The 21,503-nt window shown below is 48.7% G+C and carries 19 protein-coding genes and 1 riboswitch; of the genes, 4 read left to right on the top strand and 15 right to left on the bottom strand.

What is annotated here, in order from left to right; translation table 11 throughout:
* Positions 1 to 28: 28 nt before the first annotated feature.
* Together POF51_RS12440 and POF51_RS12435 are read right to left on the bottom strand one after the other, a co-directional pair.
* Positions 29 to 1,750, bottom strand: coding sequence for a GMC family oxidoreductase (locus tag POF51_RS12440; protein WP_017252447.1), 1,722 nt, complete (start codon positions 1,748 to 1,750; stop codon positions 29 to 31).
* A gap of 14 nt (positions 1,751 to 1,764) precedes the next feature.
* Positions 1,765 to 2,508: a gluconate 2-dehydrogenase subunit 3 family protein gene (locus POF51_RS12435; RefSeq protein ID WP_026043398.1), complete on the bottom strand. Its 744-nt coding sequence runs from the start codon at positions 2,506 to 2,508 to the stop codon at positions 1,765 to 1,767.
* A gap of 156 nt (positions 2,509 to 2,664) precedes the next feature.
* On the opposite strand from POF51_RS12435, the gene POF51_RS12430 reads away from it, so the two are divergent.
* Positions 2,665 to 3,360, top strand: a complete 696-nt coding sequence (locus POF51_RS12430) for a hypothetical protein (protein ID WP_069851131.1) — start codon at positions 2,665 to 2,667, stop codon at positions 3,358 to 3,360.
* Positions 3,361 to 3,399: 39 nt separating this feature from the next.
* Here the strand turns inward: POF51_RS12430 and POF51_RS12425 are convergent, their stop codons facing one another.
* The 5 genes from POF51_RS12425 to POF51_RS12405 are packed head-to-tail and all read right to left on the bottom strand — an operon-like array spanning position 3,400 to position 7,311.
* Positions 3,400 to 4,248 (bottom strand): alpha/beta fold hydrolase, encoded by an 849-nt coding sequence (locus POF51_RS12425; RefSeq protein WP_069851133.1) that lies wholly within the window; start codon positions 4,246 to 4,248, stop codon positions 3,400 to 3,402.
* 16 nt (positions 4,249 to 4,264) lie between these two features.
* Positions 4,265 to 5,053: an energy-coupling factor transporter transmembrane component T gene (locus POF51_RS12420; RefSeq protein WP_069851135.1), complete on the bottom strand. Its 789-nt coding sequence runs from the start codon at positions 5,051 to 5,053 to the stop codon at positions 4,265 to 4,267.
* A 1-nt stretch (position 5,054) separates the two neighbouring features.
* The gene (locus tag POF51_RS12415) at positions 5,055 to 5,870 is read right to left on the bottom strand and encodes an energy-coupling factor ABC transporter ATP-binding protein (protein ID WP_069851137.1); all 816 of its coding nucleotides are present in this window, start codon (positions 5,868 to 5,870) and stop codon (positions 5,055 to 5,057) included.
* Entirely contained in the window at positions 5,867 to 6,709 is an 843-nt protein-coding gene (locus POF51_RS12410) for an energy-coupling factor ABC transporter ATP-binding protein (protein WP_069851139.1), read from the bottom strand. Before POF51_RS12410 ends, POF51_RS12415 begins: the two co-directional genes overlap by 4 nt.
* Positions 6,706 to 7,311 carry a QueT transporter family protein gene (locus POF51_RS12405; protein WP_069851141.1) on the bottom strand — a complete coding sequence of 202 codons (606 nt, stop codon included), beginning with the start codon at positions 7,309 to 7,311 and terminating at the stop codon, positions 6,706 to 6,708. Before POF51_RS12405 ends, POF51_RS12410 begins: the two co-directional genes overlap by 4 nt.
* A gap of 470 nt (positions 7,312 to 7,781) precedes the next feature.
* Here POF51_RS12405 and POF51_RS12400 point away from each other — a divergent pair, with 470 nt between their 5' ends.
* A complete protein-coding gene (locus POF51_RS12400) occupies positions 7,782 to 8,210 on the top strand; it encodes a GNAT family N-acetyltransferase (protein ID WP_069851143.1) in 429 nt (142 codons plus the stop codon).
* 70 nt (positions 8,211 to 8,280) lie between these two features.
* Here POF51_RS12400 and POF51_RS12395 read toward each other — a convergent pair whose 3' ends face one another.
* From POF51_RS12395 to POF51_RS12385, 3 genes are all read right to left on the bottom strand, one after another.
* Positions 8,281 to 9,615: an APC family permease gene (locus POF51_RS12395; protein ID WP_069851145.1), complete on the bottom strand. Its 1,335-nt coding sequence runs from the start codon at positions 9,613 to 9,615 to the stop codon at positions 8,281 to 8,283.
* 121 nt (positions 9,616 to 9,736) lie between these two features.
* On the bottom strand, positions 9,737 to 11,404 hold the full coding sequence (locus tag POF51_RS12390; RefSeq protein WP_069851147.1) for a glutamine--tRNA ligase/YqeY domain fusion protein: 1,668 nt from the start codon (positions 11,402 to 11,404) through the stop codon (positions 9,737 to 9,739).
* A gap of 79 nt (positions 11,405 to 11,483) precedes the next feature.
* Positions 11,484 to 12,101 (bottom strand): SET domain-containing protein, encoded by a 618-nt coding sequence (locus POF51_RS12385; RefSeq protein WP_069851149.1) that lies wholly within the window; start codon positions 12,099 to 12,101, stop codon positions 11,484 to 11,486.
* Between the two features lie 249 nt (positions 12,102 to 12,350).
* A riboswitch (cyclic di-GMP riboswitch) is annotated at positions 12,351 to 12,439 on the top strand.
* Positions 12,440 to 12,620: 181 nt separating this feature from the next.
* Between POF51_RS12385 and ggt the strand changes: the two genes are divergently transcribed.
* Together ggt and POF51_RS12375 are read left to right on the top strand one after the other, a co-directional pair.
* Positions 12,621 to 14,339 carry a gamma-glutamyltransferase gene (gene ggt / locus POF51_RS12380; RefSeq protein ID WP_069851151.1) on the top strand — a complete coding sequence of 573 codons (1,719 nt, stop codon included), beginning with the start codon at positions 12,621 to 12,623 and terminating at the stop codon, positions 14,337 to 14,339.
* A gap of 119 nt (positions 14,340 to 14,458) precedes the next feature.
* The gene (locus tag POF51_RS12375) at positions 14,459 to 16,447 is read left to right on the top strand and encodes a methyl-accepting chemotaxis protein (RefSeq protein WP_069851153.1); all 1,989 of its coding nucleotides are present in this window, start codon (positions 14,459 to 14,461) and stop codon (positions 16,445 to 16,447) included.
* Between the two features lie 63 nt (positions 16,448 to 16,510).
* On the opposite strand, the gene POF51_RS12370 is transcribed toward POF51_RS12375, so the two are convergent.
* From POF51_RS12370 to POF51_RS12350, 5 genes are read right to left on the bottom strand one after another with little or no spacing between them, the layout of a single operon-like run.
* On the bottom strand, positions 16,511 to 17,230 hold the full coding sequence (locus tag POF51_RS12370; protein ID WP_069851156.1) for a glycerophosphodiester phosphodiesterase: 720 nt from the start codon (positions 17,228 to 17,230) through the stop codon (positions 16,511 to 16,513).
* Positions 17,231 to 17,260: 30 nt separating this feature from the next.
* Positions 17,261 to 18,589, bottom strand: a complete 1,329-nt coding sequence (locus tag POF51_RS12365) for an ABC transporter substrate-binding protein (RefSeq protein WP_069851158.1) — start codon at positions 18,587 to 18,589, stop codon at positions 17,261 to 17,263.
* A gap of 31 nt (positions 18,590 to 18,620) precedes the next feature.
* Complete coding sequence (locus POF51_RS12360) at positions 18,621 to 19,448, bottom strand: carbohydrate ABC transporter permease (RefSeq protein WP_007720517.1); 828 nt, start codon at positions 19,446 to 19,448, stop codon at positions 18,621 to 18,623.
* A 26-nt stretch (positions 19,449 to 19,474) separates the two neighbouring features.
* The gene (locus POF51_RS12355; RefSeq protein ID WP_017252465.1) at positions 19,475 to 20,431 is read right to left on the bottom strand and encodes a carbohydrate ABC transporter permease; all 957 of its coding nucleotides are present in this window, start codon (positions 20,429 to 20,431) and stop codon (positions 19,475 to 19,477) included.
* A complete protein-coding gene (locus tag POF51_RS12350; protein WP_069851160.1) occupies positions 20,431 to 21,498 on the bottom strand; it encodes an ABC transporter ATP-binding protein in 1,068 nt (355 codons plus the stop codon). The genes POF51_RS12355 and POF51_RS12350 overlap by 1 nt, the downstream gene beginning before the upstream one ends.
* Positions 21,499 to 21,503: the final 5 nt, after the last annotated feature.

Genomic DNA, 21,503 nt, shown 5'->3' with positions numbered 1-21,503 from the left:
TTATGTTTTGCATTACTAGAAAAACAGCTTATACGAGCATGCCGCCCGCGCTTTTCCTGTATTTCAAAATGCCTTCTGCCGCTCGATAGGAGAGAGCACCCATCGTTCCTGTCGGATTGTAGCCGCTATTGTGTGCAAAGGCAGAAGCCCCGACGACAAATACGTTTTCCGCATCCCACATCTGCAAGTAGTTGTTAACGGCCGAGGTCTCTGGAGAGGCTCCCATGATGACGCCACCTGTATTGTGTGTCGATTGGTATGGTGTGATATCGTAGGGTCCGAGCTTGCGGTTGATTTCGAGTTTCTCGTTCGCCCCCATTTCTTTCACAATTTCTGCGCACTTATCTGCACAAAAAGCCGCCAACTCCCTGTCCTGATCGACGAAATCATACGTAATGCGCATCAATGGATCACCAAATGCGTCCTTGTACGTCGGGTCCAGATCAAGGAAGTGCTGTCGAAATGGCATGGAAGCTCCTTGGGCGCCTACGGATATGAACCGATTCGTGTATTTGATCGATGCAGCCTTGAAATCCTTGCCCCAGCTAGGCGTTCCCGGTGGCACCTTGTTCGTGCCGATTGGTCGAAAGCCAGTTTGTGTGACAGCGATATTCGCCCCATGGATAAATTTCAAATCGGAGTGATCGAAGTTATCACCGTTGTAATCATCCAAACACATTCCTAACGAGCCTGCGCCTGCATAATTGTTAAACTCCTTGTCGTCGAAGAAGCCGACTGCGCCTCCTCTCATGACCTGGTAGGCATAATTTTTTCCGATTACGCCTTTTCCTGTTGCTGGATCATACGGTTTCCCCAGCTTGGACATGAGCAAGATTCGCGCGTTGTTGAATACATAACTGGTCATCACCACAATATCGGCGGGCTGTTCGAATTCCTCCCCTGTCGTGACATCCGTATACAAGACGCCTGTCGCCTTGTTCCCTGTATGTAAAATTCTGCGGACATGGGAATGCGTGCGAATTTCAAACTTCCCTGTCTTCTTCGCTACCGGGATCACCGTCACCACTGGATCGGCTTTTGCTCCGTACTCGCAACCAAACCTTTCACAGAAGCCGCAGTACTGACAAGCTGCCCGAGCCACCCCGTCTGGATTGGTATACGCTTGCGAGAGATTTGCAGATGGTAGGATGTATGGATGCAGGCTTTTCTTCTTCGCCGCATCTGCAAACATTTTCATACTCGGTGTCGTACGCATCGGAGGTATCGGATAAGGACTGGAGCGTTTTCCCCCCAATGGATTCTCCTCGCCTGCGATTCCCGCCATCTTTTCAAACTTATCGAAGTACGGCTCCAATTGATCGTAGGTAATGCCCCAATCCTGGATCGTCATTCCCTCAGGAATTTTCTTTGCCCCATACCGTTCAATCGTCTTGGAGCGAATTTCGAAATCATACGGCAGGAAACGGAAGGTCTGTCCGTTCCAGTGGATACCAGCTCCCCCGAGTCCTGTCCCGATCAAAAAGGAACCGTATGACCGCATGGGAAGCGCGCGAACGTTCATTTTACTGCGGAACGTAATCGTTTCCTTGGACAAATCTTGCATCATCTCGTAACGAAGAGCGTAACGCAATTCATCGTGTACCATGAAGTAGTCTTCGGTTTTCCGCTCCTTGCCTCGCTCTAGGCCCACTACTGTCAAACCTTGCTTGGTTAGCTCGGAAGCAATAATGCCTCCTCCCCAGCCCACCCCCACGATTACGACGTCAACCTTGGGCAGCTTTTTGGCCATATGTACAGTCCCCCTTAATGTTGTTGATGATCCCGCAGACTTAAGGGAGCCATCTTCACAAACTCAGGCTTATCGATCAGCTGTGTATACGCCATCTGATTACCTGGGAAATTCTTCATTTTCCAGCCGTCCATATTTTTATTACCTCCGTACAGAGGGTCTGCATAAACGCCTTCGATCGTACTGGCCCGCAGCATATTGAAAAAAGTGCTCGCCGAAATGGTCGTCAATTTTACTTCATCGGTTTCAAAAGCCTTTAAAACCGCGTCCTGCTGCTCCGCCGGGAGTTCATAAAACCGTTTTCCATGGGTACTGTTACTGTAGTTGTTCATCTCTTGAAGGCCGATATCGAATATTTCCCTACGTTTCAACCTGCCTTGATAGCCCTGTGTGATCTCACCTGGAAAAAAGGGCGCTTGCATGTATTCACGAGCATTAAAGCCCCAATCACCCGCTAGCTGGTGGTCAATAAAATAAGCGGCACCGAGTGCCTTCGCGCCCGGACCCAGCTCATCCTCAGGATAAATGCGCTCACAGGCGGCATCCGCTACCTTAAATTGCTCAGGCGTAAAAAACATGAGTGCCTGATTGTAATCGGCAGCAGGGGGCGGTGCTGCTGGCTGCGCCGGAGGTTCTGGTTTGCGGAGCAAGCTCCCTGCCACGCCACCCACGACCAAGCTTCCCAGCACCAGGCCGGAGTTTTTCAAGAAGTTCCTTCGGGATACTGGCTGCTCCTTCACGTTGTTTGAATCTGCCAAATCTACCACCTCCAGTGATTTCCTTCCTTTGGTTTGTGCATTTTTTCCACAAGATACTCGTGATCACCGGAATTTTTTCCAACATACTCCACTCATAACTTCATGCAGCGAACAAAGGATAAGTTTATCTAGGTAGGAAGACTTGGAGGGATCGTGATGAAGCACTTCCATACATGGGTAGGAACCGCAGGGTTAGGGGCTGTACTTCTAATGACAGCTTGTATGAATCAGGCTGCTCCGCCTACGAAGCCGCATCCGCCAGCACACACACAGTCCACCGTGCAGACGCCCAAAGGCGCAAATGTTATTCCAAGCGTGGATCGTGATAAGAAATTCACGACAAACGCGCACGGCCATACGTATAGCGGAATGGGCAATGCTCTCTACAGCTCCATGGGCAGCTCACACTTGCACACAGGCGGTCCTTCTACAAAGTTGGAAGCCCAACTGAAGGCAGCGGGCGTTCACGGCGTTCAGGCATTGATCGTGAACGATGCCATCTACTTGGCCCCTTCTACTGCCAATACACAATCGATCAATCAAATGGACCCGATGCAGTCCCATCTCATCAGCAATTACTCGGGAAGCTCCAGTCGAGGGCATGATGCTGCCCATACAAAATCAGGGAGCGGAACCGCAGGTACATTGGGTACGAGTGATCATCAGAACACATTCGCACAAGCACGCACCCAAATCGAGCGTATCTACGGAACGGATACACCCGTGAAGGTCGTGAACTCGAAAAAAGGCATCCAAGCGCTAGAAACAGTGAAAAAGCAAATGAAGAATCACAAAAATAATCAAACCATGGCCGAACAGCTGAGCGTGCTCATACGCGAAGCAAAGCGGTAAACAAAGAAAAAGGGACAAGCATCCTCGCTTGTCCCTTCCTTATTTCGATAAAAAATCTTGGATTTCGTTCACGGTCTCTTGCGGATGCGTTACCATCAGCAAATGTTGAGCTTCCTGTATCATTTTTACCTTGGCCTGCTTCACAATCCCCTGATAATTGGCGACTGCCTGATGATGAAACTGCTGCTCTTCTTTTGACAATAAGCTGTCGTCAGCCAGCAGTAATAGCACGGGGCATGTCAGCTGTTGGAACATTTCCGGTTGGCTATGGACGCTGTACTCTTTGAAATAAGCGGAGAAAGCTTCCCTCGGCAAACGGTATCCGTAGCTGTCGTCTTCCCTTTTCAAAAGCTCGTCTCGCATCCAGCCCTCTGGCATCACTCTCGTACCATACCGCTGTGCGAACTGCCTTTCCGCTTCCTCTACGGAAGAAAAACGCGTGGTTGCCAGCCGCTCGACAACCTTCTCCCTATTGAATCCAGGCACTTCTCCCAAGGAATAATACCCTCCATCCAGCAATACGAGCGACGCTACTCGCTTGGGCTCGCGAATCGCAAGCATCTGGGCAGGCACAGCAGAAAAGGACGCTGCGACAATCGTCACTTGTTCAAGCTGTTCTGCATCCAAAAGTTGAATCAAATCCGTTACAATCCGCTCAAACGAAAAGGAACCATCGCTCACAGAATTCCCGTGACCACGGATATCTACCGCAATCACCCGATATCGCTCTGCCAATCGTGGCAGGATGGGCGCAAATAGCAGCTTAGTGTTGCGAATGCCATGCAAAAGCAGCAAGGCAGGTGCATCTGACTTTCCTGTTACGCCGTACTCCAGCGTGCCCTCTTCTACCTGCAAACGATTGACCTGCGAAAACAATGCTTCGTCCATTTTGCCTACCTCCTCACTAAATACGCCCCGGAATCAGCACGCCAATATGATCTGGATGCAGCCTGGCGATGTAAAACAGTGCCGAGACGATACATACACCAGCCACTAGTGTGAGTACTTCTGCTTTTTTCCAGCGTTTGCTGCGGTAAAACCGATGCTGACTGTTACGCATGCGAAAGCCTTTAGCATCCAATGCATTAGCAATCAATTGTACACGCTTGAGTGAGTTGAAGATGAGCGGTACGAGCAAGTAGCTGTACTTCCTGATGCGTTCCGGAACATTTCCTTCGCTCGTCGACATCCCTCGTACCATCTGCGCTTCCCGAATGATCGCCAAATCATTTTTGACGAGGGGGATAAAGCGAAAAATGAGCGAGAGCAAATAGCTGATCGAAAACGGAACGCCAATCCCGCGAAGTCCCATTGCTATTTCTCTGGGCGATGTCGTAAACACATAATACATGGACAATAACGCGACATTTGCCAGTCGAAGTCCCATTCCCAATGCCCATAAGACACCGACATCCGTGATTTGCACGGGATAATGGATCAACGGAATGGTGCTGCTCCAGTACGGAGTGCCTACATTGGTAAACGGTAGCCACGTAATCACTGCAAAGCACGAACCGATTCCACCAACCAATATGTACGCCTTAATCATAGAGCGCTCCCAGCCCAGCTTGGCAATCAGTGCGATGTTTATCGCCAACAGAACAATTAGCGCACGCGGGTCCTGGAATAAAAAAGGGAGCAAGCCTAGCAGCACGAATACAAGCAGCGTGTAGCTCGGATGGGCATCCTTCATCTTAGATCCCCTCTCCCAGCACCTGTTTTTTCATCGCTGTCAGCGTGAGGGGAATCGGGTCGTCGATCCCAGCAGCCTTCCCAAAACGATAAATGGCAGGCGCTTCTACTTGGGCAGCAGCTAATACTTGTGGTTGCGAAAATACGTGCACTGGGTCCCCATCGCATAACAGCTTTCCTTTATGCATAACGATCACTCGCTGGGCATACTCCGCTACCAGACGCATATCATGCGTGATGACGATGATCGTATGACCTTCCGCATGTAAATGCCGCACCAGCTCCATCATTTCTTGCATGCCTCGGTAATCGAGACCGGTCGTAGGTTCGTCCAGCACGATGACTTGCGGCTTCATCGCCAAGATCGAAGCCACCGCAATCTTTTGCCGCGTGCCTTTGCTCGAGAAATGGGGTTCTTCGTCACCCTTGTCGGATAACCCCACTGCTGCCAACGCCTCCGCGACAGCTTGCTCTATTTTTTCAGGCGGCCAGCCCTTGTTTTTGGGCCCAAATGCTACCTCTGCCTTTATGGTCGAATGAAAGATTTGATGATCAGGATTTTGATAGCAATAGGCCACGATTCTCGATAGCTGGGCAACGCTCATCGTCTTGGTATCGAGACCATTCACTTTGACGGTACCATGCATTGGCTTGTATAGACCATTACAATGCTTGGCCAATGTCGTTTTACCGGAACCATTTCCCCCGATGATGGCGACGAATTCTCCCTGTTTCAGTTGGAGCGAAACACCATGCAGCACCGGCTTTTCCTTTTCATAGCTATACCAGACATCATTAAGTTCAATAACGACACTCACAGGCTACCCTCCCGAACGAACCGTGCTTCTTTGTAGTAGAGTGCCAGCTCCTCAACAGTCAGAGGCACACCAGCAGTGGACGCCGACAAGACGCCTTGCTGGCATAGCATGTGATAGAGTCGGATGACATCCGGGACTAATATGCCATGCTCGTCCAACACGTCCACTTGGTCAAAAAATTGGCGAGTTGGCTGGTCCAGAACGATTTTCCCCTCAGCAATCAGAATCATTCGGTCGCAAAAGGCTGCGAGCTCTTCTGTCGCATGGGACGATACCACAATCGTCATTTCTTTTTCTCGCTTCAAACGTGAAAGAAGCGAGAAGACCTCCCGCGCTCCCACCGGGTCCAGCTCAGAAGTAGGCTCATCCAAAATGAGTACCTGTGGGCTGTGGGAAAGAGCGGATGCAATTGCCACCCGCTGCTTTTCTCCCCCCGATAGCTCAAGGGGCGAACGATTAGCAAAGCCGTTCAATCCGATCAGATCGAGTACCTCTGCCATTCTTTTTTCGATTCGCTCGTCCGACCACCCGGCATTCTCAAGCGAGAAGGCAAGCTCCTCTTCGACGGTTAGCCCGATGAACTGCGACTCCGGGTCCTGAAAGACGATGCCTTGCTCGCCATTGGACTCGACACTCCCCACGAAATGTCCACCGTAGTTAGCTGGAATCAAACCTGACATCGTCAAAAGCAACGTCGTTTTCCCTGCGGCAGCAGGCCCGACTACGCCGACTACTTCCCCTGGATAGAGCGCCAGATGAATGTCCGCTAGCGCAGGCTGTGCTCCCTCTTCATAATGCCAATAGACTCCGTTTACTCGCAGCAATGGTTCTGTTTTCACCTTGCGATCCTGCTTTCATTCCCGAGATAGTTAAAATCCTGCAAGGGGCGACCCCGGTATAGTCCAGAGCGCTTCACGAATGGGTACAACAGCTTTAAGAGGATCGGTCCCAGAACTGCCGTTGATATGGCTTGGTTCAAGAACACCGTCGGGATGAATACAGCAACTACCTCTTTCGGAGTTAAGCCCAGTGCAAAGTTAACAAGAATCCCGCATGCTACTACTGCCGAGCTGATGATGACTACAAACACGATGTATTGAAGCACACTGCGTTTTGTTTTCAGGGCAGGGTGACTCACAGCAATTAGCCCGATAAAGCCACCCATAAAATTAGAAAAGAAACCGACCGCGATCGCATGAGGCGGTGCGCTTCCGGTTAACAAATCACTGACCATATTTCCAAAGGCAAGGCCTATGCATCCCGGCAAGCCGAATAACATGCCAAAAACGGGCTGAAGGGCATTGGCCGGACGGATCGGTACGGAAGGAATGAGCTTGATATTGGCAAGCATAATAATGGCAACAGCGTAGAGCGCGGCAGTGACGACAATCAGGACGTAATCTACCGTCGTCCACTTCCGCCGGAACAGATTCGAGAGCATCAGAATAACTCCTCCTTGTGTCAAGTGTTAATGTTTGGAATATTCCTGTAGCCAGTTTACTCTCTCTTTTCTGGATCGTCTAGAAGAACCCCTTTGTTCTGGCTGTAGTTGTGGGGAGAAAACAGGAGAAAACGCTCAGCTTCTAGGGCCACCCGCTTGGGGATTGACTGCCCGCCTCCATGCAAAAAGCGAAACCGCGTCCAAAGTGGCCGGTTCAGGATGTGTTTCAGAGGTGGACGCTTAAGGGCGTGTTTCGCTTTTTGCATTCCGTCTCGGTCGGTGTCCCTAAGATCTTCGCTTATTTCTCCTGTTTCCTCTGCGAGCTGTTTGCTTTCCCCCTGCTTTCTTAGGGAGAATCTAAATGAATAAAAAAGAGAGAGCCACGTGCGGCGGTGTCTTCCATACACCCTCGTGATATACTAGTAGTCAAACTAATCAAATATTCAAGATAACTAAATAAAGGAGTTATCATGGGACAATATGTAGTCAGAGAAAGCACGAAAGATGACGCTGATTTTATTGAGCAAAGAATAGTTGAATACAATGAAGCGAATGTTCCTTTTGAACTGACCGTTCCTTTTTCAAAAATCAATAAACACGTTCGTGATGAAGATGGCACTATCATTGCGGGAATAAACTGTGTGTACTATTCTTGGAGATGTTTGTACATTGATGCTTTATGGGTCAGAGATGATTTGAGAAAGACCGGATTGGGAAGCAAGCTTCTTCTTGAAATTGAAAACACAGCTAGGGAGTATAGCATTCATTTGATTCATTTAGATACTTTTGATTTTCAAGCAAAGGACTTTTATGTAAAACACGGGTACGAGATACATGGTGTACTCGAGGATTGCCCTCTTTCCCATCAGAGATTTTACCTACAGAAGAGAATTGATTAGCAGTCTAATCTTCCGCAAAAAAGTAGCCCTACATCCAATAATGGGTGTAGGGCTCTTTGTCTTCCACATGCTACTCCTCAAACTTCACCATTTCCAAATTGGTTTTTTTGACCTTCACCAGGTACAACAAATAGATCAAGCCTACAAAGCTCCATAGCAAGCCCAGCATCATGGACGTTGTTTCGAGGTTGACCCACAGAAAGGCGATGAACGTTGTCCCGATGAGTGGAGACAACACGAAGCCCCACCAATCCTTGCTATGCTTGTTCTTTTGTTTACGGAAATAGTACGCCATTACGCTGATGTTCACAAAGCTAAAAGCGATCAGTGCGCCGAAGTTAATAAAGGAAGTTGCTGTTAACAAATCCATGTACAAAGCGAACAGCATCAACGCTCCGACCAGTAAGACGTTAAGCAAAGGGGTTCTCAGCTTCGGATGTACATAACCGAACCAGCGTCGCGGCAAAAATCCATCTCGTCCCATTGCGTACAACAAGCGTGTCACGCTCGTGACTGATACGAGTCCGGATGCCAGTGTCGAAGACAACGCTGCCGCCAAAAACACCAATTGAAAGATCGTCCCACCGATAAACAGAGCAATCTCCGCAGAGGCCGCTTCTGGATCAGACAATACCGAAACATCAGGAAATAATGATTGCATGAAATAAGAGGCCGTAATAAATAACGCCCCTCCTGCGAGTGCTACGAGCATAATCCCGCGAGGAATCGTCTTTTTCGCATCGACGGTTTCCTCCGTTAGCGTGGTTACTGCATCAAAGCCAAGGAAGGAAAAGCAAAGAATCGATGCACCGGAAAGCAGTGCAATGACAGACATATCCGGTGACAAAAATGGACGCAGGTTGAATACGTGGCCAAGCCCGTCACCTTGCATAAGACCACGGATTGCCAATCCCGCAAATAATACGACGACCACGACTTGAAACAGCACTAGAATCGAGTTAACGGATGCGGTTACCGTTACGCGAAATACGTTTAACCCCGTCACCAATACAATGAAACCAATAATCCACCACGCTGTCGACACGTCAGGAAACACGGATGATAAGTATACTCCCGTCAACAAGGCGTTAATCATCGGTAAAAATAAATAATCTAGCAAAGACGCCCAGCCTACCAAAAATCCTGCATAGGGATGAATCGTTTGTTGCGTATACGTGTACGCGGTCCCTGCTGAAGGGAATAGCCGTACCATCTTTCCGTAGCTTGCCGCCGTAAACAGGATCGCAAGAAGTGTGACTGCATAAGCAGCAGGAACGTGTCCCCCCGTTTCTCCAGATACAATGCCAAAGGTGTCAAAAACGGCCATCGGGGCCATGTAGCCCAGTCCAATTACGACAATATGTCGCAACTTCAAACTACGTGTTAGTTCTGCTCTCCCGTTCACTACCTGTCCCCCTTTATGTAACAGAATAATTATACACGTTGATTTATAATCACGAAAGAAAAAAGCACTGCTGCACACGGGTTCTCCATGCACAGCAGCGCTTGATTTATATGCGTATTTCCTATGCTTTTGGCAGTTCAAAGGAACTCTTCAACGATACAATCCGGTTGAATACGAGCTTATCATCTGTCGTATGCTTCGGATCGACATTGAAATAGCCATGACGGAAAAATTGATACTTGTCTTGTGGCTTGGTTTCTTTCATATTTGGCTCCACATAGCCTTGTAGCACTTCCAACGAATTCGGGTTAACGTTGTCGAGGAATGTGCCCTCTGCGTCTTCATCATCCATAATCAATGGCTCGTACAAACGGAATTCAGCAGGAAGCGCATTGGTCGCATCCACCCAGTGAATCGTCCCTTTTACCTTGCGACCTGTAAAACCGCTGCCGCTCTTCGTCTCAAGGTCATACGTGCAATGGATCTCGATCACGTTGCCATCTGCATCCTTCACGACGTCATTGCATTTAATGAAGTACGCGTGCTTCAGACGCACTTCATTTCCCGGGAACAGGCGGAAATACTTGCTCGGAGGGTTTTCCATGAAGTCGTCCTGCTCAATGTAGATTTCGCGGGAGAACGGAATTTGACGATTGCCCATCTCTGGGTTCTCTGGATTGATCTCCGCTTCGAGCATCTCGACTTGTCCTTCCGGATAGTTCGTGATGACGACCTTCAACGGATTCAAAACAGCCATCGTACGTGGTGCCTTCAGCTTCAGGTCCTCACGGATGAAATACTCCAGCATTTTCTCGTCAACCGTGCTATTAGCGCGCGCTACCCCTACTTCACGAGCGAATGTACGAATCGCTTCCGGTGTATAGCCGCGACGACGGAAGCCTGCGATGGTTGGCATGCGCGGGTCATCCCAGCCGTCTACTACATTCTCATCAACAAGCTGTTTCAGCTTGCGTTTACTCATAACGGTGTTGGTCAGATTCAAGCGGGCAAATTCGTACTGGCGTGGTACACTCTCCATTTCGCACTCGCGGACTACCCAGTCGTACAACGGACGATGATCTTCGAATTCCAGTGAACACAGGGAGTGTGTCACGCCCTCGATGGCATCCTCCAACGGATGAGCGAAGTCGTACATCGGATAGATGCACCATTTGTCGCCCGTGTTGTGATGCGTTGCATGGGAGATTCGATACAGAACCGGATCACGCATGTTGAAGTTCTGAGAAGCCATATCGATTTTCGCACGCAGCACCTTTTCTCCGTCCTTGAATTCCCCTTGGCGCATCCGTGCAAACAGATCCAGGTTTTCCTCCACAGATCGGTTGCGGAACGGACTATCTGTGCCTGGCTCTGTCCATGTTCCACGCATTTTACGCATTTCTTCGGGAGACAGATCGTCTACGTAAGCCAGACCTTTTTTAATCAACAGCACCGCACGGTTGTACATCTCTTCAAAGTAATCAGATGCAAAAAACAGCCCATCCCATTCGAAGCCAAGCCATTGAACGTCCCTTTTGATGGCCTCAACGTATTCGATGTCTTCCTTCACCGGGTTGGTGTCGTCAAAACGCAGGTTGGCCTTGCCGGAAAATTCACGTGCCAACTCAAAGTTGAGACAGATCGCTTTTGCATGTCCAATATGAAGATACCCGTTCGGTTCTGGGGGAAAGCGGGTAATAATTTCTTTTACTTTGCCCTCTTGCAAGTCATCAATCATGATATTGCGGATAAAATTGGATGCCGCTACCTTGTTTTCCAATGAAATCAACCTTTCACTTCACCTTTACATTCCATAATACTGATTCTCTACCCAGAGTTCAACAAAATCGGGTCGTTGACCGACCCGCTCACGTCTTCCATTGCTGCCTCGTTTGCCATTGTGGCCTGCAATACAGATGAATGACAGAATCAATGGCTAAGCGCTGCTCCGTGATCCCTCGAATCGTTTCGAGATGCTTCGGGGAAATCAGATGCAACAAAGGCTGTTCAACATGATTGAAACGTTGGAATGCTTCCGCTGCAATCCGATCCCACTGTGGGTAATACCGAAGCAAGTCATCGGGCATTACACGGGAGCGATCCGTGTCGGACTCGGGCAAACAATCAAAAGGTTCATCCAGATTTAACGTTCCATAATCATCGGTCAGCTCTTCGCCCGGAAAAATATCCCGTGCAGCCAATTCCATATCATACATGGTCGGCACACAATTCGCATGAAAGCTGTGGTTCACGTACCTTGCCTTATCCCAACAAAGAATGTACTTTCCGAACTGGTTCTTGAATGAATATTTTTGCACGTCCTGTTTTCGTAATGAGTCAAGTTTTTCCACAAATGCAGGGTCCAATACCTGGTCCAAATTGTCCTGTGCCCATACAATCGTTCCTTTTGGGATAAACCTTGTCGCAAACACACCGTACCCGATCTCATCGTTGATATAGCGCAATTCTGTATCGGGATGCATCATGGTCTTTGTTTCACTCCTTGGCTTATGTGCCTTTTTATCATCATAAGCAATTCAGCCCCATGAGGTGTGTGAATGTCTGCGAAAAACAATCCTCCCCATAGCATTCCTGACTATTTTTCTGGATTAAAATATTTTTTCTTATTTACCACAAATGGTAAATAGTCTATATTATTGGCAAACGGTGTTTTAGGAACATTTTCCCACAACGATCGCATCAGTAAATGTGTCAATTTTATGCTTCATCCATTGATATCGAAACGGCAAACCCGGGGAAATCCGGCGACGCAAAGCTACAGGGGCTACCTCCGCAACAGCGGACATGCTTGCCAGCTACCGAAGTATTGATGTAGGACGAGACCAGTGATCCTATATCATTGGTCTTTTTTTGCGCACATAATGTCTATTTTTGTCTATTTTTGTATGATTGTGTATTTTTGACTTTTGAAGGAGGTGAGGCAACAGCGGATAGCCGGTTTAATGAATCATTATTTTATTCATCATGAAGGAGGTTTCATAGGAATGTCATTCTGGAAGAAACTCTCGACCGTCGCGCTGACTGCTGTCATCGGGGTATCAACATTCTCAGGGGCACAAGCTGCTAACCGTCCAACAACGATGTCACCGAACGCAATGGTGACGACTCCTCACTATCTGGCTACGGCTGCGGCCCTAAAGACATTAGAAAACGGTGGAAATGCAGTAGATGCTGCTATTACAGCCGCTTCCACATTAGCTGTCGTCTATCCTCATTACACAACCATTGGTGGAGATAACTTCTGGCTCATCTACAATGCCAAAACAAAAGAGCTGAAAGCACTGAACGGCAGTGGTCGCGCAGGCGAAAAGGCAACCATCGACTATTACAAAAACAAAGGCTACGAAAAAATCCCGTCCCGCGGTTATGAATCGGCAAACACTGTCCCTGGTGTCGTCTCCGGCTGGTGGGAGGCTTACAACTACGCCCATAAAAGCATGGGCAACAGTAAGCTTCAATGGAACAAACTGCTGGAGCCTGCCATTGGATACGCCGAGAACGGATATCCAGTCTCCCCCAACCAAGTATATTGGACGAAATACGCGACAGATCCAACTGACAATAACTTGAAGAATCTTCAACGTTTTGATGGATTCCGTAAAACATTCCTGAAGCCCAACGGTGATCCCTATGCAGCAGGCGAAATTCTCAAACAAAAGGATCTTGCCAATACTTTGCGAATCATTGCGAAAAAAGGCGCTGACGGTTTTTATAAAGGAGAAGTAGCTAAAAAAATCGTAGCAGACATGCAAGCCAACGGCGGATTGCTCACGTTGAAAGATTTTGAGAAGCACACCTCCACTTGGGCAGATCCAATTACGGTAGACTACCGCGGTTATAAAGCGTACAACGTTCCGCCTAACTCACAAGGTATGGCATCCCTCTCTATTCTTAATGTTTTGAATAACTTTGACCTCAAGAGCATGGGTGAAGGAACACCCGATTACTATCACACGATTGTGGAAGCTACCAAACAGGCTTTTGCTGACCGCGACAAATGGCTGACTGACCCTGCCTTTGCGGATATCCCTGTGGATGAGCTGTTGTCCAAGCAGCACGGGAAAGATTTAGCTGCGCGCATTGATATGAAGCAAGCTGCCAAATCCGTAGAACCGCTTGATCCAAAAGGCGATACAACTTGGTTCGGGATCGTTGACAAAGATGGAAATGCCGTGTCCATCATTCAGAGTCACTATTTTGACTGGGGTTCCGGCATCGTTGCGAAAGATACGGGCATCCTTTTGCAAAACCGCGGAAGCTATTTCTCTTTGGACTCCAAACACATCAATCACTTGGAACCAGGAAAACGTACCTTCCACACCATTAACCCAGCTATGCTCTTTAAAGGGGACAAGCCTTATCTTCTCTACGGAACACAAGGGGGAGAAGGACAGCCGCAAACGCAAGCCGCTCTCGTCACGCGTATCGTCGACTTTGGTTTCAGCGTACAAGACGCAATCGAAGCGCCAAGATGGCTGCATGGACGCAACTGGGGATCTGATTCCAACAATCTCAAGGTGGAAAGCCGCATCCCTCAAGACGTCCTGGACGAGTTAATAAAACGTGGGCATCCAGTCGAAAAGCTGGAAGCAGCCTATACCGATACGATGGGACAGTCCGGTGCAATCCTGATTGACCCGCAAACCAATGTAAAATTTGGCGGTGCTGACCCTCGCGGTGAAGGCGCAGCAATGGGATATTGATATTTTGTCAGACTGCTGAGTTAATCTCAGCAGTCTACCTGTATTATATTTCCTTGTGGCAGACCGCTTTTCACAAAGAAAGAAATATCTCAATCACGGATTAGGAGCGGAAAAATCCTATGTTTTTGTTCAACAAACTCAGGAACAAAATGATCCTTTGGTTTCTCGTCGTGGCCGTCATTCCACTTACTGCCGTTTCAGTGTTTATCACGAACAGCTTTTCATCCATTCTGATTGATAAACAAAAATCTTCCTATGTTGACCTTACTTCCAGTACAGCCATAGCTATGGATCAATATCTGGACCGGCGTATGACAGAAATTCAGATTTTAGCCCGTACCTCGGATATTCAATCCGATGATGCAGCGACAAAAAATGAATTCATCCGCAAGTTTACCGAGGAAATGAAACTGTATGACGGAAATACCTTTATCGCAAGTGATGGAAAAGTAACGGCTGATACGTTCCCCAAAAGCGTTGGAATCAATCTTGGCGAGCGCCAATTCTTTAAAGACGGTATGCAGGACAAGCCCAGCTTCTCCGATGTTCTTATTGCGAAGACAACCGGCAATCGCTCTATCATCGTCGCTTCCCCTGTAAAAGCGAAAAACAATGAGAAGCTTGGTGTCTTGACCGGGCTCGTCAATGTAGATGACTTCACAGCTACATTTCTCAAGAATTTGAAAGTAGGCAACGATGGCTATCCGATTCTCGTTGATAACAAGGACCAGATTCAGTACCATCCTACCCAGGATCTGATCGGAAAACCGCTTGAGGAATCCGCTCTGCCGCAACCATTAATGGAAATCCTGAAATCAGGAAAAACAGAAAAGGGCTCATACAGCTACTCGGACAATGGCAAGGAATACGTTGTCACCTATTCCCCCATTCCCAAGACCAACTTTGGTTTGTATCTGCATATCCCTGTCGAATCCATAACGTCTGCGGTTTCATCCGTTACCAACATGGTTACGATCATTGTCATCATTGTTGTTGCTGTCGTGATCGCAATCGCATACGCTGTTTCCCGGCAAATCTCCCGCCCTATTGCGGCAGTTGCCTCCGTGGCTAACCGCATTTCCGAGGGTGAACTGACTGTACAACCCTTGCAGATTCAAACCAAGGATGAGGTTGGACAGCTATCCCAATCAGTAAACACAATGGTGCTCAACCTGCGAACGATTATTCAACAAGTAAATGATACAGCTTCAGATCTTGCTTCTTCAGCAGAGGAATTGTCTGTCAACTCCGACCATACGAGCAAGGCTACCGAGCAAATCGCCATAACGATTCAGGAAGTAGCTTACGGTGCGGAAAAGCAAGTGAAGAGTGTAGAGGAAAGTGTCACCGCAATTCAAGGTGTATCGACAGGGGCCCAGCGGGTTGCTACGAATGCACAGCAAGCTGCCGAATCAGCTTTGGGCGCTTCCCAAATTGCAGTGGAAGGAAATCAGGCCCTTCAGGTCGTTATCAGCCAGATGCAATCGATCAAGAACACTGTCGGCAACATTGCCGATATCGTCAAACGATTAGGAAACAGCTCGCAGGAAATCGGACAAATCGTACAAGTGATCACCGGTATCGCTGAGCAAACAAATCTGTTAGCACTTAATGCAGCTATTGAAGCGGCGAGAGCTGGTGAACAGGGGCGCGGATTCGCCGTTGTTGCAGACGAAGTGCGCAAATTGGCTGAGCAGTCCGCGCAATCCGCGCAACAGATCACACTGTTGATTACGACGATTCAGCTCGAATCAAACCAGGCTGTCCTTTCAATGGAACAGGGCACCAAAGAGGTCGCCACTGGACTTACAGTCGTTAACAATGCAGGCAAGTCCTTCGAACAGATCCAAGATGCTGTCACGCAGGTAGCAAGCCAAATTCAAGAAGTAAAAGCTTATTCTGAGCAAATGTCTTTTAATACCAAACAGGTGGTAGAATTGGTCAGTGTCATTGAAGAAGTAGCGGAGAATTCTGCTGATGGAACACAAAGCGTATCAGCCGCCACAGAAGAACAGCTGGCAGCTATGGAAGAAGTCAGTTCATCAGCTACTTCTCTGGCAAGAATAGCCGAAGAACTGCAATCTCATGTAAGCAAATTCAAGATATAGTCCAAACAACGAAAACAAGAAAAGCCGCCTTGCATGTGCACGGCGGCTCTTTCCTGCTTTCGCTTACACAAACTCCCACATCCGGTCAGGATGGTTCGTGCAAATTTGAACCTGAGGATGCCACGAAATGACTTCGCGGATATGCTTCGGATCATCCAGCGTCCACGCGATGACTTGGAAGCCTTTTTCAATCGCGGCTGCAGTTAGCTCACGCGTCAGAAACGGATATCCCATGGAGAGGATCGTGGCACCTGCTGCCTCCATCTGTTCCAGCATGAGTACAGGTCGGCCATATACAATCAGGCCTGTCTGTACTTCTTGGTCGAGCGTGCGAACGTGACGGATCAAATCGTGGTCAAAGGAAGTCAGGTACACCTCTCGCTTCATTCCATGCTTTTCTACAAGCGCGAGCACCTTTTCAGCGATACCCGGGTACATATCACTTGTTGCTTTCAACTCGATATTTAGCGTGCAGCGACCTTTTACTGCGACTAGTACTTCCTCGAGTGTAGGGATTTTTTCGCCTGAAAACTTGTCGCCAAACCAGCTCCCTGCATCCAGCTCACGCAGCTCTGCCAAGGTATGATCCATGACCAGACCGTGGCCATTGGTCGTGCGTTCCAGTGTAAAGTCGTGAATCAGCACCGGAACACCGTCACGCGTCAGCTGTACATCAATTTCCATTCCTTTGATAGCTGGCTCTGCCAAAGCCAGTCGAATCGCTGTCATTGTATTCTCCGGGGCTTTGCCTGACCACCCGCGATGTGCCATACAAATGTTCATTTCGCCAGCTCCTCTATCATTTCGTTTCTGTTATTTTTTCAAAAGCTTGCTGCCTTTTTCCGTCGCCGCCTGCATCGCTTCATCTACTGTCGCTTGGCCAAGCATCGCACGCTGCAGTTCTTTTTGAATCACATCCTGCAATTCTTTGTAGCCTGGAGCCATTGGGCGAGGATAGCCGTATTGCAGTTGATCTACCGCAACCTTGAAGTTTGGTTCTTTTTCATAGAAAGCCTTCATTTCAGCTGAATCGATTGCTTCTGTCGTGACAGGCATATAACCGGAAGCGATTGACCACGGAACCGTTTGCTCAGTGTCGGTCATCCACTTCATGAACTCCCACGCTGCTTTTTTCTCCGCATCGGTCGATTTCGCCAGCATCACGAGATTCGCACCGCCCGTTGGCGTACCAAACGTTTTATTGGCTGGCAAGAAAGCTGCACCCATGTCAAATTTGGCATTTTTCTTCAATTCCGTCAAGGAGCCTGTCGAGGTAAAAATCATACCCACTTTTTGATTCAGGAAGTCTTGCTCCGCTACATCCCACGCATTGTAGTTCTCTCCTGGAGGGTTTTTCATGATGCCTTCCTTCACCATTTTGGACCAGAGCTCAAGCGGTGCTTTTCCTGCTTCGTTGTTGATCGTCAGCTCCTTGCCGTTCTCGCTCAGGATGTTGCCCCCGCCTTGGAAAACAAGCGCTTCGTAGAACCAGATATCCACGGGCGTCGAGAAGCCGTACCGAGTAATTTTGTCTCCTTCTTTCTTGCTCAGCTTTTGAGAAAAGCTGACGAGCTCATCCCATGTTTTCGGACCGTTTGTATCAAGTCCTGCTTCTTTTAACATATCGCGGTTGATGTACAGCAGTGGAGTGGAGCGGTTAAATGGCACTGCGTACAGTTTGTCATTCCAATAAGAGTTTTTCATGAGACCTGGAATGTACTTCTTTTCATCCCCTTGCGAATAGGGCGTCAAATCTTCCAAAACCTTTGCATCCGCAAATGCTGCGATCGAAGCGATCTCGACCATCGTCACATCCGGATTGTTGCCCGCTGCTACAGATGCCAGTACTTTGGAATGGTTTTCTTGATACGCACCTTGGTAGGCTGGTTTGACGATAATATCTTTATGTGTTTCATTGAATTTTTTGACCATATCCTCGATGGTTTTCCCACGAACGCCACCCAACGCATACCAGAAATCAATTTGGACTGGGCCGCTGGATGCTGTAGACGCTGCTGGCTGAGAAGTGCTGCCTGTACTAGCAGACTGTTCTTTTCCAGATGATCCGCATCCAGCCAACACTCCTGATAAACCAATAGTCAATGCACATAGAATCGTTCCCGTCTTTTTCATGGAAAACATGATTTGATTTCCTCCCTAAGAGCTATCTTTTTTATTTGGATTGGTAGATAAACGCTTTGATAATATGCCGTTGTGCCACGAAGAAAATCACGAGAATCGGTAGAATGAGGATCATGTTGCCCGCCATCATGACGTTCCACAAGGTTCCGCCGTCGGACATGTGCAAGCTGGATATTCCGATCGGCAAGGTGCGCACCTCGTCGCTGTTGGTCATAATCAGCGGCCAGAAATAGTCGTTCCAGTGGTAAATAAAGCTGAATAGTCCAAAAGTGACCAGCACAGGTTTCGCCATCGGGACCATGATCGTCCACATGATCTTCCATTCGGACGCGTTATCCAGACGTGCTGCCTCGATCACTTCATCGGGCACCTGCATGAATGCTTGCCTGAGCAGGAAGATTCCGAAAGCACTGGCTGCGTACGGCAAGATGAGCGACCACAGCGTATTAACGAGTCCCCAACCGCTCAATTGCACGTAGATCGGCAAAAAGATGACTTGTCCAGGAATCATCAAGACAATCAAGACAAGACCAAACAACAGATTGCGACCCGGAAACTTGTAGCGGGCAAAAGCGTAAGCCGCAGGCACCGCCGTCAAAAATTGCAGGATCAAGATCCCTACCGCAACCAGAATGCTGTTCCACGTATACATAAGGAACGGACCTGATTCCCACGCTTGGGCGAAATTGCTCCACTCCCACGTCTCAGGCAAAAGCGTCGGGGGAAATTGCCGGACCTCTGGCATCGTTTTGAAAGCCGTCGATGCCATCCACAGAAACGGGAACACAAACAGGAAAGCCACGATCAAAAGTCCAATCCATTCCACGGTCTTGCGTGAAGCCAAAACCACTCGATACATGCTGCTCCTCCTTTCTCACGAGTTCATCAGCGATAATGTACGCGCTTGGACATCACTAGGAAATGCAAAGCTGTTAAAATCCCTACCAGTATCAGCAAAATGACAGAGGCAGCCGAAGCAATCCCGCCATTGTAGAAGTCCATTCCCTGCTCGTAAATGTAGTAGACAAGCATGTTCGTACTATTGATTGGACCACCCTGCGTCATAATGGCAATCGTGTCAAATGCTTGAAAGGATGAGATCGTATTGATAATGAGCAAAAAGAAAATCGTCGGCGACAGCATCGGTATGGTAATCCGTCTCAGCGTCCGCCACCACGGTGATTGATCGAGCGCTGCTGCCTCGTATATATCGCCCGGTATGCTTTGCAAACCTGCGATGAAAATGAGCGTGTTATAGCCGACACCTTTCCAAATGCTGACGATGATCAGTGACAGCAAGGAGCTTTTCGGGTCAGTCAGCCACGTATAAGCAGGTAATCCGACCGCTTCCAGCCCTGCGTTCAACAGGCCAAACTGCGGGTCCATCAGCCACATCCACAGCATCGAGACGGATACCAGGGAAATGATGTGAGGACTGAAGACAGTCGCCTGAATAATGCCGTACACCTTTGCCTTTTTGTTCAGCCATAGTGCGAGCAGGAAGGATAGCGTCAGGCCAATCCCCACTGTCGCAATGGTAAAGACCGCGGTGTTTCCCAATACTTGATGAAAATCTCCGTCTACCATCAAGTCCTGATAGTTTTGCAAGCCTACCCATTCCATTTGCTCCAAATTGATCAATGACCAGTCCTGAAAGCTCAAATAAATGATCGAGCCAATCGGGTAAAAGAAGAACAGGACAAAGCAAATCAATGCGGGTGCCAGATACAAGTACGGACGCAGTCGGGATGCGAGCTCAGACCAGGCAAATGCCGACGGACGCACTTCTGTTTTCGACTGGCTTACACCCGGCAACTCCTGTACAGTTGCCGCTTTTCGCATCAGCTATCCCCTCCTGCACGTGTCGATACAGGCTCTCGTCCACTCATGCGCCCCACTCGTTTTCCGCTCCCTTTTTCGAACACATATATGTACTCCCACGGTACAGTGACCGTGACCGAGGAGCCGACCTGCATCGCTACCTCCGAGTCCGCTTTGACGATGACCCTGCCTTTTTCTGTCTCTACATGAAGGAGCGTATCTGAGCCGAGAATTTCTCTGGATACGACCTGACCTCGTGCGTTCCACATCTCTTCGCTCGTAATGGCAGAGACAGCCATAGGCAACAACACTGCTTTTTCCGGGCGGAATCCCCATACGTGCTCACTCTTGCCCTCCGCAGAAACAATGTTCATCGGCGGAGAACCGATAAATTGGGCGACAAACAGATTTTCCGGCTCCTGATACAAATCCATCGGGGCCGCTACTTGCATAATGTGTCCGTCATTCATGACGACGATCTGATCGCCCATAGTCATCGCTTCTACCTGATCATGTGTCACGTAGATGAAAGTGCTACCGAGCTGCTTGTGCAGGCTCGTCAATTCCACACGCATCTGATTCCGCAGCTTCGCATCGAGATTGGAGAGCGGTTCGTCCATCAGGAAGACCTTTGGCTTTTTCACCATAGCCCGCGCGAGTGCAACTCGTTGCCGTTGACCACCGGAGAGCTGAGAAGGCTTGCGCTTGAGGTAATCGGTTAGCCCGACGATTTCCGCGATCTCCTCTACCAGTACCTGACATTCCTTTTTCGATATTCCGCGGTTTCTCAACCCATAAGCGATATTGTCATACACGTTCATTGTTGGATAGAGAGCGTAATTTTGAAAAACCATCGCAATATCACGCTTGCCAGGTGGCAATTGGTTCACCGTTTGATCACCGATCATGATTTTGCCGTCCGTCACTGTTTCCAAGCCAGCGATCATCCTGAGTGTGGTTGATTTCCCACAGCCGGACGGACCTACCAGAACCGTAAAGGAGCCGTCTGGAATGACCAAATCCAATCCTTTGACCACGCTTTGATTCTGAAAGGCTTTCGTTACCTGCTCCAACACCACACGTGCCATTTGTT

The organism is Brevibacillus sp. AG, assembly GCF_028369215.1.
Lineage (GTDB): Bacteria > Bacillota > Bacilli > Brevibacillales > Brevibacillaceae > Brevibacillus > Brevibacillus porteri.
Note: the sequence above shows the minus strand (reverse complement) of the source record. Positions and strands in the feature narration are given on the sequence as shown.

Excerpts from the sequence above, each read along its gene's own strand:
- POF51_RS12440 (WP_017252447.1), bottom strand. The coding sequence starts at position 1,750 with ATGGCCAAAAAGCTGCCCAAGGTTGACGTCGTAATCGTGGGGGTGGGC.
- POF51_RS12430 (WP_069851131.1), top strand. The coding sequence starts at position 2,665 with ATGAAGCACTTCCATACATGGGTAGGAACCGCAGGGTTAGGGGCTGTA.
- POF51_RS12425 (WP_069851133.1), bottom strand. The coding sequence starts at position 4,248 with ATGGACGAAGCATTGTTTTCGCAGGTCAATCGTTTGCAGGTAGAAGAG.
- POF51_RS12420 (WP_069851135.1), bottom strand. The coding sequence starts at position 5,053 with ATGAAGGATGCCCATCCGAGCTACACGCTGCTTGTATTCGTGCTGCTA.
- POF51_RS12405 (WP_069851141.1), bottom strand. The coding sequence starts at position 7,311 with ATGCTCTCGAATCTGTTCCGGCGGAAGTGGACGACGGTAGATTACGTC.
- POF51_RS12400 (WP_069851143.1), top strand. The coding sequence starts at position 7,782 with ATGGGACAATATGTAGTCAGAGAAAGCACGAAAGATGACGCTGATTTT.
- POF51_RS12385 (WP_069851149.1), bottom strand. The coding sequence starts at position 12,101 with ATGATGCATCCCGATACAGAATTGCGCTATATCAACGATGAGATCGGG.
- ggt (WP_069851151.1), top strand. The coding sequence starts at position 12,621 with ATGTCATTCTGGAAGAAACTCTCGACCGTCGCGCTGACTGCTGTCATC.
- POF51_RS12375 (WP_069851153.1), top strand. The coding sequence starts at position 14,459 with ATGTTTTTGTTCAACAAACTCAGGAACAAAATGATCCTTTGGTTTCTC.
- POF51_RS12370 (WP_069851156.1), bottom strand. The coding sequence starts at position 17,230 with ATGAACATTTGTATGGCACATCGCGGGTGGTCAGGCAAAGCCCCGGAG.
- POF51_RS12365 (WP_069851158.1), bottom strand. The coding sequence starts at position 18,589 with ATGTTTTCCATGAAAAAGACGGGAACGATTCTATGTGCATTGACTATT.
- POF51_RS12360 (WP_007720517.1), bottom strand. The coding sequence starts at position 19,448 with ATGTATCGAGTGGTTTTGGCTTCACGCAAGACCGTGGAATGGATTGGA.
- POF51_RS12355 (WP_017252465.1), bottom strand. The coding sequence starts at position 20,431 with ATGCGAAAAGCGGCAACTGTACAGGAGTTGCCGGGTGTAAGCCAGTCG.
- POF51_RS12350 (WP_069851160.1), bottom strand. The coding sequence starts at position 21,498 with ATGGCACGTGTGGTGTTGGAGCAGGTAACGAAAGCCTTTCAGAATCAA.